This is a genomic window from Streptomyces sp. NPDC053542 (assembly GCF_044544685.1).
Classification (GTDB): Bacteria; Actinomycetota; Actinomycetes; order Streptomycetales; family Streptomycetaceae; genus Streptomyces.
The window spans coordinates 330,565-346,832 of sequence record NZ_JBITXL010000010.1; the positions used below are offsets into that span (position 1 = coordinate 330,565).

11 protein-coding genes are annotated in these 16,268 nt (G+C 74.7%); 10 read left to right on the plus strand and 1 reads right to left on the minus strand.

Annotated features, from left to right (window positions below; translation table 11 throughout):
• Position 1: 1 nt before the first annotated feature.
• The 5 genes from ACIGXO_RS27505 (at position 2) to ACIGXO_RS27525 (ending at position 10,183) form a co-directional block, all read left to right on the plus strand.
• A complete protein-coding gene (locus ACIGXO_RS27505; RefSeq protein WP_399792077.1) occupies positions 2–6,160 on the plus strand; it encodes a type I polyketide synthase in 6,159 nt (2,052 codons plus the stop codon).
• Between the two features lie 101 nt (positions 6,161–6,261).
• Positions 6,262–7,047, plus strand: a complete 786-nt coding sequence (locus ACIGXO_RS27510; protein ID WP_399792079.1) for an SDR family NAD(P)-dependent oxidoreductase — start codon at positions 6,262–6,264, stop codon at positions 7,045–7,047.
• A 19-nt stretch (positions 7,048–7,066) separates the two neighbouring features.
• Positions 7,067–8,002, plus strand: coding sequence for an aromatase/cyclase (locus ACIGXO_RS27515; RefSeq protein ID WP_399792081.1), 936 nt, complete (start codon positions 7,067–7,069; stop codon positions 8,000–8,002).
• Positions 8,003–8,096: 94 nt separating this feature from the next.
• Complete coding sequence (locus tag ACIGXO_RS27520; protein ID WP_399792083.1) at positions 8,097–8,375, plus strand: acyl carrier protein; 279 nt, start codon at positions 8,097–8,099, stop codon at positions 8,373–8,375.
• A complete protein-coding gene (locus ACIGXO_RS27525; protein WP_399792085.1) occupies positions 8,372–10,183 on the plus strand; it encodes a 3-hydroxyacyl-CoA dehydrogenase family protein in 1,812 nt (603 codons plus the stop codon). Before ACIGXO_RS27520 ends, ACIGXO_RS27525 begins: the two co-directional genes overlap by 4 nt.
• Here ACIGXO_RS27525 and ACIGXO_RS27530 read toward each other — a convergent pair.
• The gene (locus tag ACIGXO_RS27530) at positions 10,158–10,997 is read right to left on the minus strand and encodes a DNA glycosylase AlkZ-like family protein (RefSeq protein ID WP_399792087.1); all 840 of its coding nucleotides are present in this window, start codon (positions 10,995–10,997) and stop codon (positions 10,158–10,160) included. The two genes, ACIGXO_RS27525 and ACIGXO_RS27530, sit on opposite strands and share 26 nt — an antisense overlap.
• Before the next feature lie 223 nt (positions 10,998–11,220).
• On the opposite strand from ACIGXO_RS27530, the gene ACIGXO_RS27535 reads away from it, so the two are divergent.
• The 5 genes from ACIGXO_RS27535 (at position 11,221) to ACIGXO_RS27555 (ending at position 16,268) form a co-directional block, all read left to right on the plus strand.
• On the plus strand, positions 11,221–11,703 hold the full coding sequence (locus ACIGXO_RS27535) for an SRPBCC domain-containing protein (protein ID WP_399792089.1): 483 nt from the start codon (positions 11,221–11,223) through the stop codon (positions 11,701–11,703).
• 46 nt (positions 11,704–11,749) lie between these two features.
• The gene (locus ACIGXO_RS27540) at positions 11,750–12,865 is read left to right on the plus strand and encodes an acyl-CoA dehydrogenase family protein (RefSeq protein ID WP_399792091.1); all 1,116 of its coding nucleotides are present in this window, start codon (positions 11,750–11,752) and stop codon (positions 12,863–12,865) included.
• A 69-nt stretch (positions 12,866–12,934) separates the two neighbouring features.
• Positions 12,935–13,783 (plus strand): LLM class flavin-dependent oxidoreductase, encoded by an 849-nt coding sequence (locus tag ACIGXO_RS27545; protein WP_399792093.1) that lies wholly within the window; start codon positions 12,935–12,937, stop codon positions 13,781–13,783.
• Positions 13,777–15,048: a beta-ketoacyl-[acyl-carrier-protein] synthase family protein gene (locus tag ACIGXO_RS27550; RefSeq protein ID WP_399792095.1), complete on the plus strand. Its 1,272-nt coding sequence runs from the start codon at positions 13,777–13,779 to the stop codon at positions 15,046–15,048. Before ACIGXO_RS27545 ends, ACIGXO_RS27550 begins: the two co-directional genes overlap by 7 nt.
• The gene (locus ACIGXO_RS27555) at positions 15,045–16,268 is read left to right on the plus strand and encodes a beta-ketoacyl synthase N-terminal-like domain-containing protein (RefSeq protein ID WP_399792097.1); all 1,224 of its coding nucleotides are present in this window, start codon (positions 15,045–15,047) and stop codon (positions 16,266–16,268) included. Before ACIGXO_RS27550 ends, ACIGXO_RS27555 begins: the two co-directional genes overlap by 4 nt.

The following is a 16,268-nucleotide window of genomic DNA, read 5'->3' on the forward strand; positions in this document are numbered from 1 at the left end:
GATGACTGCCGCGGACTTTCCTCCGGCCTTCCCGGACGACACCGTCGCGATCGTTGCCATGGGCTGCCGGTACCCGGGCGGCGTGGCCTCCCCCGACGACCTGTGGCGTCTGGTGGCCGACGGCACCGACGCCATTTCCGGCTTCCCCGCCGACCGGGGCTGGGACCTGGCGAACCTCTACGACCCCGAGCCGGGCGTGGAGGGCAGGTCCTACACCCGGTACGGCGGATTCCTCTCCGGCGCCGACCGGTTCGACGCCCGCTTCTTCGGCATCTCCCCGCGCGAGGCCGCCGGCATGGACCCGCAGCAGCGGGTGCTGCTGGAGGTGGCGTGGGAGACGTTCGAGCGGGCCGGGCTCGCCAAGGAGGCGCTGAAAGGCAGCCGCACCGGTGTGTTCATCGGCGCCATGCCCCAGGACTACGGGCCCCGGCTGCACGAGGACAGCCAGGGTACGGGCGGGTACCGGATCACCGGCAGCACGACCAGCGTGGCGTCGGGCCGGATCGCGTACTGCTTCGGGCTGCGCGGCCCGGCGCTGACCGTGGACACGGCCTGCTCCTCGTCACTGGTGGGCGTGCACCTCGCGGCGCAGGCACTGCGGCAGGGCGAGTGCGACCTGGCGCTGGCCGGCGGGGTGGCCGTGATGGCGTCGCCCGGGCTGTTCATCGACTTCTGCCGGCAGCGCGGACTCTCCGCCGACGGGCGCTGCAAGGCGTTCGCCGACGGCGCGGACGGCACGGCCTGGGCCGAGGGCGCGGGCCTGCTGCTCCTCGAACGGCTCTCGGACGCGCTCGCCCACGGGCACCGCGTGCTCGCCCTGATCCGCGGCGACGCCGTCAACCAGGACGGGGCCAGCAACGGCCTGACGGCACCCAGTGGTCCGGCGCAGACGGAGGTCATCCGGGCGGCGCTCGACCGTGCCGGACTCTCCCCCGCCGACGTGGATGCGGTGGAGGCGCACGGTACGGGGACGGAGCTGGGCGACCCCATCGAGGCGCTGGCGCTGGCCGAGGTCTACGGCAAGGGCCGCAGTGCCGAACGGCCTTTGTGGCTGGGCTCGTTGAAGTCCAACATCGGGCACGCCCAGGCCGCCGCGGGGGTCGGTGGCATCATCAAGATGGTCGGGGCGATGCGGGCCGGAACGCTGCCGGCCACGCTGCACGCCGCCGTGCCGAGCCGGCACGTGGACTGGGCGGGCAGCGGGCTCGCGCTGCTGACCGAGGCCCGGCCCTGGCCGCGGGGCGAGCGGCCGCGGCGGGCCGCGGTCTCCTCGTTCGGCATCAGCGGCACCAACGCCCACGTGATCCTGGAGGCGCCCGACGCGCTGCCGGAGCCGTCGGCGAGCGACGCCGGAGAGCCGGCGGGCCCGTTGGCGTGGCAGGTCTCGGCGCCCACCGGCGAGTCCCTGCGGCGCCAGGCCGGGGCGCTGGCCGGTTTCCTCCGCGACCGCCCGGACGCACCGGCCGGGGACGTCGCCCGGACGCTGGCGTCGCGCACCCGGTTCCCGCACCGCGCCGTCGTGGTCGGCGAGGACCGCGACGCGCTGCTGGCGGGGCTCGCCCAGGTCGCGGACGGCGCCCCCGTGCCGTCGTCCTTGGGGCGTTACCGTGCGCCCGCCGTGGTCGCGGCGGAGGCCACCGGAGCGGCCGCCCGGCCGGTGTTCGTCTTCCCCGGTCAGGGCTCCCAGTGGCCGGGGATGGGGCGGGAACTGCTGGACTCCTCGGAGCCGTTCCGCCGGTCGGTCGAGGAGTGCGAGGCGGCGCTCGCGCCGTACTGCGACTGGCGGCTGACGGACGTGCTGCGCGGTGAGCTCCCGGACCAGGTGGACGTCGTGCAGCCCGCGCTGTTCGCCGTGATGGTCTCGCTGGCCGCGATGTGGCGAGCGGCGGGCGTCGAACCGGGCGCGGTCGTGGGCCACTCCCAGGGGGAGATCGCGGCGGCGTACGTGGCCGGCGCGCTGAGCCTCCAGGACGCCGCGCGGATCGTCGCGCTGCGCGGTCAGGCGCTGCGCGAACTCGCCGGCACGGGCGGCATGGTGTCCGTACCGCTGCCGGCCGACCGCACCCAGGAGCTGCTGGCCGCCGTCGGTGGCGGCGTGAGCTGCGCCGCGCTCAACGGGCCCCGCAGCACGGTCGTGGCAGGCAGTACGGAGGCGCTGGACCGTCTGCTGGCGCTCTGCGCGGAGCGGGACGTCGACGCCCGCAGGATCGATGTCGACTACGCGTCGCACACCGCCGACATCGAGCTGCTGGAGGACCGGCTCGCCCGGGACCTCGCGGGCGTCGCGCCCGGTCCGGCGGCCGTCCCGCTGTACTCCACGCTGACCGGGGAGCCGGTGGACACCACGGTCATGGGCGCGGAGTACTGGTACGAGAACCTGCGGCGCACCGTGCGGTTCGGGCCCGCCGTGGACGCCCTGGCCGACGCGGGCCACCAGGCGTTCATCGAGGTCAGCCCGCATCCGGTACTCGCGTACGGCATCCAGGAGGTACTGGCGGAGCGCGGTGTTCCCGGGACGGTGCTGGGCACCGTCCGGCGCGACGGCGGCGGCGCGGGGCAGTTCCTGTGCTCCGTGGCCGCGGCGCACGTGGCCGGGGTGCGGGTGGACTGGGCGGCGCTGCTGCCGGGCGGCCGCCCGGCCGAGCTGCCCGGGTACGTCTTCGACCGGGACCGGTACTGGCTGCCCACGCCGACGGCCACGGCCGCGCCCGCGCGGCCCGCCGCGGGCGGCGCCGCCGACGGCCATCCCGTGCTCGACGCCGTCGTCGACCTGCCGTCGGGCGGCGTGGTGGCGACCGGACGGGTGTCCTTGGACCGGCACCCCTGGCTCGCCGACCATCAGGTGCGGGGCGCCGTCCTGCTCCCGGCGACGGCCTTCCTGGACCTCGTCGCCCGTACGGGCGCCGCGACCGGTGACGGGACCATCGAGGAACTCACCCTGGAGGCCCCCCTCGTACTCGACAAGTCGGGCGGCGCCGACCTGCGGGTCGTCGTGGAGCCCGCCGCCGAGGGCCGGGGGCGGGCCGTGACGGTCAGCTCGCGGCAGGAGGACGGGACGGGCTGGACCAGGCACGCGTCCGGCGTGCTCACGGCCGGCCCGGGGACCGCGGACTCTTCCGGGGAGCGGCCGGCGCCGGAGGTGTGGCCGCCGGCCGGTGCGCGGCGGACGGACCTGTCCGGCGCGTACGACGAGCTGACCGCCCGGGGGTACGGATACGGTCCCGCCTTCGCCGGGCTGCGGGAGATGTGGACACGCGGCGACGAACTCTTCGCCGAGGTGGCGCTGACCGCCGCCGCGGGCCCCGCGGACGGTTTCGTGGTGCACCCCGCGCTGCTGGACGCCGCGCTGCACGCGGTGGTCGTGGCGCGGCCGGGCGCACTGCTCGTGCCGTTCGTCTGGAACCGGGTCCGGCTCACGGCCGGCCTCCGCGCCGACCGGCTGCGCGTGCGGGTCACCCCGGACGGCGACCGGGTGTCGCTGACCGCCACCGACACCGAGGGCCGGACCGTCGCGGACATCGGCGCGTTGCTGCTGCTCCCCTCCCCCGAGGACGCCGCGCGGGGCGAGGCCCTGGAGGTCGTCTGGCAGCCGGTCGGCGGCGACGGACCCGCAGAGCCCCTCGCGTGGGCCTCGGTCGGCCCGCTCTCGCTGGGTGCTCCGCTGCACGTCACCGGCCTGGACGCGCTGCCGCTCCCGGCCCCGGAGGTGGTGGCGGTCGCGTTCCGGGACGACGCCGGGCTGCCCGCGGCGGCGACCTCGCTGGCCGTATCGGGGCTGGAGCTGCTGCGCACGTGGCTCGGCGATCCCCGGTTCGAGGGCTCGCGGCTGGCCGTGGTCACGCGGAACGCCTGCGCCGTCGGGGGCCGCGAGGCGGTGGCCGGGCTCGCGCAGTCCACGCTGTCCGGGCTGGTCCGCACCGCGCAGGCGGAGCATCCGGGCCGGCTCCAGCTGATCGATCTCGACGAGGACCCGGCGTCGCTCGCCGGGCTGCCCGGCGCGCTCGCGTGCGGCGAGCCCGAGGTCGCCGTGCGGGCGGGCGAGCTGTGGCGGCCGCGGCTGGCCCGGCCGGCCGCGGACGAACGGCTGCGGCCGCCCGCTGAGGGCGCCTGGCGGCTGGACGTCACCAGCAGGGGCACGCTGGACAACCTGGCGCTGCTGCCGCACCCGGAGGCCGAGGCGCCGCTGGGGCCGATGGAGGTACGGATCGCGGTGCGCGCCGCGGGGCTCAACTTCCGGGACATCGCCGTCGGGCTGGGGCTCGTCGCCACCGAGAAGACCATGGGCAGCGAGGGCGCCGGGGTGGTGACCGAGACCGGCGCGCAGGTGACGGACTTCCGGGTCGGGGACCGCGTGTTCGGCGTCTTCGAGCGGTCGCTGGGGCCGGTCGCCGTCGCGGACTCCCGGATGATCCGGCCGCTGCCGGCCGGCTGGTCGTACGTACAGGCGGCCGGGGTGCCGATCGTGTACATCACCGCATACCAGTGCCTGGTGGAGATCGCGCGGATACGGCCCGGCGAGTCGGTACTCCTGCACACCGCGACTGGCGGCGTCGGGCTCGCGGCGCTCCAGCTCGCCCGCCACCTGGGCGCGGAGGTCTTCGCCACCGCCGGCCCGGCCAAGCACGGCATGCTGCGCGAACTGGGGCTGGACGACGCGCACATCGCCTCGTCCCGGTCCCTGGAGTTCGAGGAGCGGTTCCGCGCCGCCACCGGCGGGCGGGGCGTCGACGTGGTCCTGAACTCCCTCGCGGGCGAGGCGATCGACGCGTCGCTGCGGCTGCTGGCGCCCGGCGGCCGGTTCGCCGAGATGGGCAAGACCGATATCCGGGACGCCGATGAGGTCGCGGCCGCGCACCCGGGGGTGACCTACGAGGCGTACAACATCCTGGGGGTCGACCCGGAGCACATCGGGAAGGTGCTGGCGGAACTGGTCGCGCTCTTCGAGAGCGGGGCACTCGGCCGGCTGCCGACCACCACCTGGGACGTCGGCGACGGACCGCGGGCCCTGCGGCTGCTGAGCCGCGCGCGGCACCGCGGGAAGCTGGTGCTCACCATGCCCCGCTCCTTCGAGCCGGACGGGACGACGCTGATCACGGGCGGTACGGGTGCGCTCGGGGCCCTGGTGGCACGCCACTTGGTGACGCGGCACGGCGCCCGCAGGCTGGTGCTGGCCAGCAGGCGCGGCCGCACGGCGCGCGGCGCGTCGCGGCTCGTCGCCGAGCTGACGGACCTCGGTGCCGAGGTGAGCGTCGTGGCCTGTGACGTCACCGACCGGGCGGCGCTGGCGCGGCTGATCGAGGAGCACCCGCCGTCGGCCGTACTGCACACCGCGGGCGTACTGGACGACGCGCTGCTGACGTCCCTGACGGCCGACGCGCTGCTCGACGTCATGCGGCCGAAGGTCGAGGCGGCCTGGTACCTGCACGAACTGACGGCCCATCTGGACCTCTCCGCCTTCGTGCTGTTCTCCTCGGCGGCCGGCGTGCTGGGCGAGCCGGGACAGGCCAACTACGCGGCCGCCAACGCCTTCCTCGACGCGCTGGCGCAGTACCGGCGGGCGCGCGGCCTGGAGGCGGTGTCGATGGCCTGGGGGCTGTGGGAGGAGCGCAGCGGCATGACAGGGCACCTCTCCGGTGCCGACCTCGGCAGGATGCGGCGCGCGGGCATCGCGCCGCTGGCCACGGAGCGTGCGCTGGAACTCTTCGATACGGCACGGGAGTCGGCGGCCGCCTTGACGGTGCCGATCCGGCTGGACGCCTCGGAGCTGACCGCCGGCGGCCGCGTCTCGCCGCTGCTGGCCGACCTCCTGCCCCGCGGCGGCGCGCCCGCGGCCGCGCCGGAGCCGGAATCGGAGTCCGAACAGCAAACCGCTCCGCCGGCCACGGCCGACGAGGCACCGGCGCAGCCGTCCGGGGACGAGCGGCGCAAGGCCCTGATGGACCTGGTACGCAGTCAGGCCGCCGAAGTCCTCGGCTACGCCGACGTCGACGTCATTCCGCCGACCGAGAGCTTCAAGGAGCTGGGCTTCGACTCGCTGCTCGGCGTGGATCTGCGCAACCGGCTCAATGCCGCCACCGGGCTGCGGCTGCCGGCCGAATCGGTGAACGAGCACCGGACTCCCGAGGCGCTGGTCGCGTTCATCAGCGCGCAAATGGAATGACGGCCCGGGTCCGACCGTGGCCACCGGAGGGCTGGACGACTTCTCCGACGTACTTCGAAACACCACCGGCAGATTGTCCGGGAAAGGCGAAGGGAGCCCTGATGGAATCGGGAACGGGTGGCGGTACCACCGCGGTGGTGACCGGCGCGACGAGCGGGATCGGGCTTGCCGTGGCGTACGAACTGGCGGCGCGCGGGCACCGGGTATTCCTCTGCGCGCGTGACGCGGAGCGGGTGTCCGGCACCGTCGAGGAGCTGCGCGAGAAGGGGTACGCGGCCGACGGCACGGCGTGCGACGTCACGGACGTGGCCGCCATCGAGGAGATGGTCGGGGCGGCCCGGGCGTTCGGGGAGATCGGCATCCTCGTCAACAACGCCGGGCGCAGCGGCGGCGGCATCACGGCGGAGGTCGCCGACGACCTCTGGCAGGACGTCATCGCCACCAATCTGACCAGCGTCTTCCGGGTCACCAAGGCGGTACTGGCGGCCGGTCTGAAGGACCGGTCGTGGGGCCGGATCATCAACATCGCCTCCACCGCCGGGAAGCAGGGCGTGGTGTACGGGGCGCCGTACAGCGCCTCCAAGCACGGGGTGGTCGGGTTCACCAAGGCCCTCGGGCTGGAACTCGCCCCCACGGGCATCACCGTCAACGCCGTCTGTCCCGGTTACGTGGAGACGCCGATGGCGCAGCGCATTCGTGCCGGATACGCGCAGCACTGGGGCATCACCGAGGAAGCCGTGCTGGAGAAGTTCAACGGGAAGATTCCGCTCGGCCGTTACAGCACCCCGGAGGAAGTGGCGGGCCTGGTCGGCCACTTGACGACGCGGGCGGCCGACCCCATCACCGCGCAGGCCATCAATGTCTGCGGCGGCCTGGGCAATTTCTGAGCCCGACGGGAGAGAATTCATGACGCTCACTCAAGTGACGCACAGCGCCGAGGTGTCGGCTCCGGCGTCCGAGGTCTACCGCATCATTTCCGACGTCACGTCGTGGCCGCTGCATTTCCCGCCGACCCTGCACGCCGAGCGCATAGCGGCCGAGGGCGACACGGAGCGGATCAGGATCTGGGCGCTGGCCAACGGCGAGCCCCGCACGTGGGTTTCCACGCGCCGGCTCGACCCCAGAGGGCTGGTGATCGAGTTCGCGCAGACCGAGCCGCGGGACCCGGTGGCCGCGATGTCCGGCACATGGCGCATCACGGAGCGCACCGATGGGACATGCACCGTCCGGCTCGACCACGCCTACCGGGCGGTCGGGGACGCGCCGGAGGCGCTGGAACGCATCGCGCGGGCCGTCGACACCAACAGCGAAGCCGAACTCGCCTCGCTCAAGCGGGCGGCGGAGAGCGCCGCCGACTTCCCGGTACTGCACCTGGAGTTCGAGGACTCGGAGGTCATCGCGGGCAGCCCGGCGGAGGCGTACGACTTCCTCTGTGACGCGGCCCGGTGGGCCGACCGGCTGTCCCACGTCGAGCGGATCGTCCTCAAGGAGGAGACGCCGGGCCTGCAGTTCATGGAGATGGACACCAGGTCGCCCGACGGGTCGGTGCACACCACCACCTCGGGACGGGTCTGCGTGCCGACGAGCCGGATCGTCTACAAGCAGGTGCGGCTCCCCAAGGTGCTGCGGTCGCACACCGGCGAGTGGCGGTTCGAGGCGCTGCCCGCGGGCCGGGTACAGGTCACCTCCCGCCACTCGGTGATCATCGATCCGGAGGCGGTGGCCGCGCTGCCCGATCCGCCGCCGTCCCTCGACGCCGCCAGAGCGGCGGTGCGCAACGCCCTGGGCGCCAACAGCCGGGCCACCCTGGCGACCGCCAAGGCCCACATCGAGTCCCGCTGACACGAGGAACCGCCGGCCGCCGCCGTACGCGCCGCGCGCCGTGCTCCGCCCGAACCGACGAAGACGCAGAAGACGCAAGAGAAGGGTGTCCGTCATGGACGGTACAAAGGAAATGACCCTCGACGACCTCAAGGACTTCCTCCGCCGGGCCGTGGGCGAGGACGAGTCCGTCGACCTGGAGGGCGACATCACCGACGCCGCCCTCACCGACCTGGGTTTCGACTCGCTCGCCGTCATCGACACGACCAGCAAGATCGAGCAGCACTACGGGATCAAGCTGCCCGAGGAGGACACGGCGGACCTGACCACGCCCCGCGACTTCCTGACGCTGGTCAACCGGCAGCTCGCCGCTCCCGAGGCAGCGCAGGCATGACGCGGCAGGCAGCACCGGCGGCGGTGGTGGGCCTCGGCGCCGTCGGCGAGGCCCTGCTGCGGCTGCTGCACGGCGCGGGCCACGACGTGACCGGGATCGACCGCGATCCGCAGGCGCTCGCGCGGGCGGAGCGGGCGTTGAAGGAGGCCGGCACACGCCTCACCGGGGACGCGGCGGAGCCCGGCGGGCCACCCGGTCCGCCGGACCGCGCCCCGGACTTCCGGCTCACCGACGACCTGACGGCGCTGGCCCGCGCGGAGCTGGTGATCGAGGCGGTACCGGACGACCGCGAGACCAAGCGGGAGGTGCTCCGGGCGATCGGCGCGGCCTGTCCCGCCGGTGCCGTCCTGGTGACCACCGCCGTCACCGTGCCGCTCATGGCGGCGGCCCTCGCCTCCGGGCGGCCCGAACGGACCGTGGGCCTGCGCCTGTTCACGCCGCCCGCGCCCGGCGGGCCGGCGGAGGTGGTACGCACCGCCCTGACGAGCGACGAGGCCGTCGGCGCCGTCGGGGGCCTGCTGGCCCGCCTGGGCCTGGCACCGGTCACCGTCGGAGCGGGGCCGGCCCGGGACGCGGAGGCCCTCGTCCTCGGCCTGCTCAACCGCGCCGTCGCGCTCCTGGAACAGGGCGACCACACCGCTGACGCCATCGACACGGCCATGCGGCTGGGCTGCGGCCTGCCGGCCGGTCCACTGCGGCTGCTGGACACCATGGGCGCCGGGACCGTGCACGCCGTCCTGGCGGACCTGTGGGAGGGCACGGGAGACGCGTACTACCGGCCCGCCCCGCTGCTGGCCCGGATGGCCGCCGAGCACCGGCTCGGGAACGCGCCGATGCAGGACCTCACCGCTCCCGGCCGGCGCGGTGCCGGAGACGCCGCCGAAGACGGCGGTGCCGGGAACTCCGCCGAAGACGCCGCCGAGGGCGGCGGTGCCGCGCCGGTCCGCCGGGTCGCCGTCGTGGGGTCGGGAACGATGGGCCGGGGCATCGCCGAGGTCACCGCGACCGCGGGGTTCCCCACCGTCCTCGTCGCCCGCAGCCCCGCCAAGGCGGCCGGCGCCCGGGAAACCGTCGAGGGCTCGCTGACCCGGGCGGTGCGCCGGGGCCGCATCGAGCCGGCCGCCAAGGCCCGCGCGCTCACCCTGCTGACCACCACCGACGACCCGGCGGCGATCGCCGACTGCGACCTGGTGATCGAGGCCGTCGCCGAGGACACGGAGGTCAAGAAGGCGCTGTTCGCCCGGCTCGGCTCGCTCTGCGCGCCGGGCGCCCTGCTGGCCACCACCACGTCCAGCCTGTCGGTCGCGGAGTGCACCGCCCCCGCGGGCCGCGCCGGCGACACGCTGGGCCTGCACTTCTTCAACCCGGCCCCCGCGATGCGGCTCGTCGAACTCGTCACGCCGCCGGACACCGCTCCCGGCACCGTGGCGCGGGCCCGCGCGTTCTGCGCCCGGCTGCGCAGAACCACGGTCGACTGCCCGGACACGGCCGGGTTCATCGTGAACCGCCTGCTGTTCCCCTACCTCGGCGCCGCGGTCCGGCTGCTGGCCCGGCCGGACACCGACGCGGCGGCCGTCGACGCCGCCGTGACGCGGGGCTTCGGCTTCCCCCTCGGCCCCTTCGCGCTGCTCGACACGGTCGGCCTGGACGTCTCACTGGCCATCCAACGCCGGCTGCACGAGCGGTTCCCGGCGCCGGAGACGGAGCCCCCGGCGCTGCTCGTGGAGGCGGTGGCGCAGGGCCTGCTGGGCCGCAAGAACGGCCGCGGCCTGACCGGCTGCCTCAGCGAGCGCCGTCCTGGCGGATGACCAGGTCCAGCTGATCGGTCTCGGGCCGCAGGAAGCGCAGCAGGCGACAGCCCTCCTCCACCACATCGGCACGCTCGTCCCCGGCGAGCGTGCCGAACGGCGTGAGTACGAGGAGTACGCGGCTCCCCTCGTACCGCACCTCCCAGCAGCCGCCGACGAACCCGTCCACGAGGAAGACCGGCGGCCAGTGGCCGTGCCGCGTGACGAGCCGCCGCCGGAACGGGCCGCCCAGGAGGCGCGACGGATCGGCGTGCGCGAGCAGGACGGCGTCGCCCGCGGGCAGGAAGCGCACGGGAGCGGGGACATCGGGGGCGGGGCGGGGCGCGCCGGGCAGGTCGAAGAGCGCGCGTCCCGCCTCGTCCGTGAAGCCGGCCAGTTCCCGTACTGCGGACGCGGCGACACCGGCCGGCCCGCACCGCTTCTCGATGTCGGCGAGCGTGGCGGGCCCGAAGGCCGCGAGGTAGCGGTGCACGAGCGCGGCGGGTGACGGCCCGCCGGGCGGGCGGGCGCCGCGCCACGCCTCCGCCGTCACGAAGGCGGGCCGGCCCGGCCGTCCCCGGTGTCCCGCCGGCAGGAACCGGACCGCGCCGGGCACCGGCGCGGGCACCTCGTCGGCGTCGAAGTCCGGGACGCGCGACCAGAGTCCGATGTACGGCGGTGCGGGCGGCGGTGGAGCCTCCTGCCCGGTCACGTGCGCCAGTACAGCGAGCGGGCTGTCCCCGGACCGCCGCAGCAGCAGCTGGCGGGCGAGCAGCGCGCGGTTCAGTGCCCGTGCGGTCAGTACGGCGGAACGGCGTGGCCGGGCGACTGCCATGGCGATCGCATCCCTTCGTGGTCGGCGCGGAGGCGGCGAAGCCCGCGCGGCGGGTGCGGGCGCGGGCCGAAGAGACTAGGCACCCTCTAGGTCAGGGCGTGTCCTGGATGCGTGCCGGGCCGCGACTTGGCGCGTGGGCGGCCCGCTTTCGGCCGGTTCGGTACCTCGGACGCTTCGATCCGGGCTGGACGGAGCGTCGAAGAGGGCGGTCCATGCTCCCGGCATGACCTCATCCGCATCGGTACCCCCCGTATGGAAATCCGTCGACGTCCCCTGCCCGGTGGCCGACGCCTTCGCGCTGTTCACCGAGAAGCCGACCGAGTGGTGGCCGAGCGACCACCGCATCACCGACGACCGCGAGGCCGTCGTCTTCGAACCGTTCGTCGGCGGGCGCTGGTTCGAGCGCGGCCGCGGTGGTGACGAGCGCGACTGGGGCCGCGTCCTGGAGTGGGAGGAGGGCCGCAGGATCAAGATGTCCTGGCTGGTGGACGGCGCGTTCTCGGCCATCGATGACGACGCGCTCGCGAGCCGCGTCGTCATCACCTTCGTCCCGCTGGGCGCCGACTCGACCCTGGTGACCATCGGCCATGTCGACCTGCACCGCCACGGCGACGCGGCGCAGAAGATCCGGGCGGCCGTGGACGGCCCCAGCCCCGGCGACACGCTCGCGGGCTTCGCCCGCGCCGCCCGGGCCCTCGCCCGGTGAGTCCCCACCGCCCTTCCCCTCCGTACCGGAATCAGGAGCTGACACCGTGACACAGACGATGGTGGACACCGCCGAGCCGCTGCTGCACTGCGACGAGGTGATCGCGCTCGCGGCGGAGCGGGCGGCCGCGGCCGACCGCTCGGGCCAACTGCCCCTGGAGATCGTCGACGCGCTGGTGACGTCCGGCGTGCCCCGGCACTTCGTGCCCGCGCGGTACGGCGGCAACGACGGCACGTTCGGTGAGCTGACCCGTGCCATGACGGACCTGGGGCAGTCCTGTGCGTCCGCCTCGTGGTGCGGGTCCATGTTCGCCTACACCGGCCGGCTCGCCACCCACCTGCCCGGCAAGGCGCAGGACGAGATCTGGGGCGGCGGCCCGGACGCGCTCTGGGCCTCGGGCCTGGTGCCGGCCGGCGAGGCCGAGGCGATCGACGGCGGCTACCGGGTCAGCGGACGCTGGTCGTACGTCAGCGGCGCCGAGTTCGCCGACTGGGCGCTGCTGGCCGGCCCCCGGCCGGGCCCCGGGGCACCCGCCCCCATGTTCCTGGCCGTGCCCAAGGGCGAGTTCACCGTGGACCGCACCTGGGACGCGGTGGGGATGCGGGCGACCGGCACGCACACGGTGGTGCTGGACCGCGTGGAGGTGCCCGCGCACCGGACGGTGCCGCTGGCCGAGGTCGTCGCCGGGCAGAACACCGCCTCCGACCGCGTTCAGCACAACGTTCCGCTGATGGCGGTCGGCGGTCTCACCTGTGCGGCGCCCGCCCTGGGCGCGGCCCGCTCGGCGCTGGACGCGTGCGTCGCGGCCGTCGCGGGCAAGCGCAGGGGCGCGCCCGGCGGCACCCTGCTGCTGGACGTCGCGCTGACGCACGCCGCCGCCGAGGTCGACATCGCCGCCCTGCTGCTGGAGCGCGTCACCGCGGTCCTGGACTCCGGGCGCTGCCGGCCGCACGCCGCACGCAACGCGCGGGACTCGGCGTACGTCGGCAAGCTCCTGGTCAGCGCGGTGAACGAGCTGATGAAGGCGGCCGGTACCGCGGCCCAGGACCAGGCGGGCGCACTGCAGCGCAACTGGCGTGACGTGTCCGTCGCCGCGTCACACGCCGCGCTGCGCTTCGACAAGCTCGCGCCGCTCTACGCCGATTCGCTGACCAAGAGCTGACGCACCCTCAGCTGACGCGCCGACATGGGCCCCAGGCCCAGGCCCTACCAGGCAGGAGAAAGACACGGGATGGACATCGGAACAGCGTTGCCCAGCATGGTGGACGAGGTGACCGGAGCGGACCTCACCACGTGGGCCCGGGCGGCCGAGTCGTACGGCTTCTCGACCTTGTCGGTCCTGGACCGGCTGGTCTGCGGCGGGACCGAACCCCTGGTGTCCCTGGCCGTGGCGGCCGGGGCGACCGAGCGGATCCGGCTGGCGACCAGCGTCCTGATCGCGGCCTGCCGCGGCGACACGGCGCTGCTCGCCAAGCAGACGGCTTCACTGCACCGGCTCTCGGGCGGCCGTCTCACGCTCGGCGTCGCCGCCGGCATCCGGCCGGACGACTTCGAGCGGAGCGGTACGGGCTATCACGACCGGGGCCGGCGGCTGGACGCGACACTGGCGGAGCTGCGGCGCATCTGGCGCGAGGGGGAGATCGGCCCGAGCCCCGGCGAGCGCCCGCCGTCGGTCATGGTCGGGGGACGCAGCGACGCCGCGCTGGTGCGGATGGCCCGGCACGGGGACGGCGCGGTGATCGTCGCGCCGCCCGCGGCGTTCGCGCAGCGCGCCCGGAAGGCCGAGGAGGTCTGGACGGCGCACGGCAGGCCCGGCCGGCCCCGGCTGGTCGCGCAGACCTACTTCTCCCTCGGCCCGCGGGCGGTGGAGGAGGCCCGGGAGCACCTCGGCGCGTACTACGCCTTCGGAGGTGTCCCCGTCGAGCAGTTCGTGCAGGCCACGCCGACCAGTCCGGAGCAGGTCCGCGAGGCGGTGGCCGGTTACCGCCGGGCGGGCTGCGACGAGGTGGTCTTCGTGCCCTGTTCGGCCCACATGCGGCAGCTGGAGATGCTGGCCGCCGAGGTGAAGGAGACATGGTGACGCGCAGGGCTGTCCTCACCGGTATCGGTGTCACGGCGCCGGGGGGCATCGGACGCAAACCGTTCTGGGACCTGATCAGCAGCGGTACCACCGCGACCCGGACGATCACTCAGTTCGACGCGAGCGGGCACCGCTGCCGGGTCGCGGCGGAGTGCGACTTCGACCCCCTGGCCCACGGGCTGACCCAGCAGGAGGCGCGCCGCACCGACCGGGTCTCCCAGCTGGCCATGGTCTCCGCGCGGGAGGCCGTCGAGGACAGCGGGCTGACCCTGGACGGCGGGCTCGCGGAGCGTACGGGCGTGGCCATCGGGAGTGCCGTGGGCGGTACCACGACGATGGAGCGCGAGTACGCCGTGCTGAGCAACTCCGGCGCCGACTGGGTGGTGGACCCGGCGTACGCGGTCCCGCACCTCTACGACTACTTCCTGCCCAGCTCCATCGCCTCCGAGGTGGCGCGGACGACCGGCGCCCTGGGCCCGGCGACGGTGGTCTCGACGGGCTGCACCTCGGGGATCGACTCGGTGGGCTACGCCGCGGAGCTGATCCAGGAGGGCGAGGCCGACGTCGTGATCACCGGCGCGACCGACGCGCCCATCTCCCCCATCACGCTGACGTGTTTCGACATCATCAAGGCGACGTCGACGCGCAACGACGACCCGGCCACGGCCTGCCGGCCCTTCGACCGCACCCGCAACGGCCTGATCCTCGGTGAGGGTGCGGCGGTCCTGGTGCTGGAGGAGTACGAGCACGCCAGGCGGCGCGGCGCGCACATCTACGCCGAGGTGGCCGGCTACGCCAGCAGGTGCAACGCCTTCCACATGACCGGGCTGAAGCCGGACGGGCGGGAGATGGCCGACGCCATCGACGCGGCACTGGCCGGGGCGCGGGTCAGCCCCGACGCCGTGGACTACGTGAACGCCCACGGCTCCGGTACGAAGCAGAACGACCGGCACGAAACGGCGGCGGTCAAGCGCAGCCTGGGGCAGCACGCGTACCGGACGCCGATGAGCGGCATCAAGGCCATGGTCGGGCATTCGCTCGGCGCGATCGGCTCCATCGAGATCGCCGCCTGCGCGCTGGCGATGGAGCACGGCGTGGTGCTGCCGACGGCCAACCTCCAGGAGCCGGACCCGGAATGCGACCTGGACTACGTCCCCCGGGAGGCCCGAGAGGGGCGGCTGGACACCGTACTCACCGTGGGCAGCGGTTTCGGCGGGTTCCAGAGCGCGATGGTGCTCACCAAGGCGGGGCGTGATGCCGCATGAGCGGGAGCGTGGTCGTCACCGGCCTGGGCGTGGCGGCGCCCAACGGCGTGGGGGTCGAGGAGTACTGGGAGGCCACCCTGGCCGGGGTGTCGGGCATCCGGCCGATCAGCCGGTTCGACACCGAGGGCTATCCGGTGGGACTGGCGGGCGAGATCGGGCCGTTCGCCGCCGAGGCGGAGTTCACGAAGAAGCTCATGCCGCAGACCGACCGGCTGACCCGGCTGGCGATGCACATCGCCGACCATGCGCTGGACGACGCGGCCGTCGTCCCCGCGGAGTGGCCCGAGTACGCGATGGGCGTCGCGGTCTCCAGCGCCACCGGCGGGCTGGAGTTCGGCCAGCGCGAGCTGCAGAACCTGTGGGGCAAGGGCTGGGAGTCGGTCAGCGCCTACATGTCCTTCGCGTGGTACTACGCGGTCAACACCGGCCAGATCTCCATCCGGCACGGCATGCGGGGCCCCAGCGGCGTGGTCGTCTCCGAGCAGGCCGGCGGCCTGGACTCGCTGGCGTACGCGCGGCGCCGGGTCCGCCGCGGCACTCCGCTCATGACGGCGGGCGGCATCGACGGCCTGCTGTGCCCCTACGGTGTCGCCATCCAGTCCACCGCGCCGGGCCGCAGCACCGAGACCCGACCCGACCGGGCGTACCTGCCGTTCGACAGCGGTGCCGGCGGCTGGGTGCCGGGTGAGGGCGGGGCGGTGCTCGTCCTGGAGTCCGCGGCGGGCGCCAAGGACCGCGGCGTCCCGCACGTCTACGGGACCGTCGCCGGGTACGGGGCCGCGTTCGACCCCGACCCGCACGGATCGGGCGGCGCGGGGCTGCTCCGCGCGGCGCGCACCGCCCTGTCGGACGCGGCGCTGAAGCCCGGCGAGATCGACGTGGTGTTCGCCGACGCCGCGGGCGTGGCGGCGGCCGACCGGGCCGAGGCGGGGGTGCTGGCGGAGCTCTTCGGGGAGCGGGGCGTCCCGGTCAGCGCCCCGAAGACGATGACCGGGCGGTTGCTGTCCGGCGGCGCGGCGCTGGACGCGGTCACCGCGCTGCTGGCTATGCGGGACGGCGTGATACCGGCCGCGGTCAACGTCCGGCCGGACGCGACCGATCCACGGGTGGACCTGGTCACCGGAAGTCCGCGGCGCCTGCGCTGCGACGCGGCGCTGGTCCTCGCAGCCGGCCACGGCGGCTTCGCCTCCGCCATGGTCCTCACCACGGAGAAGGGATGA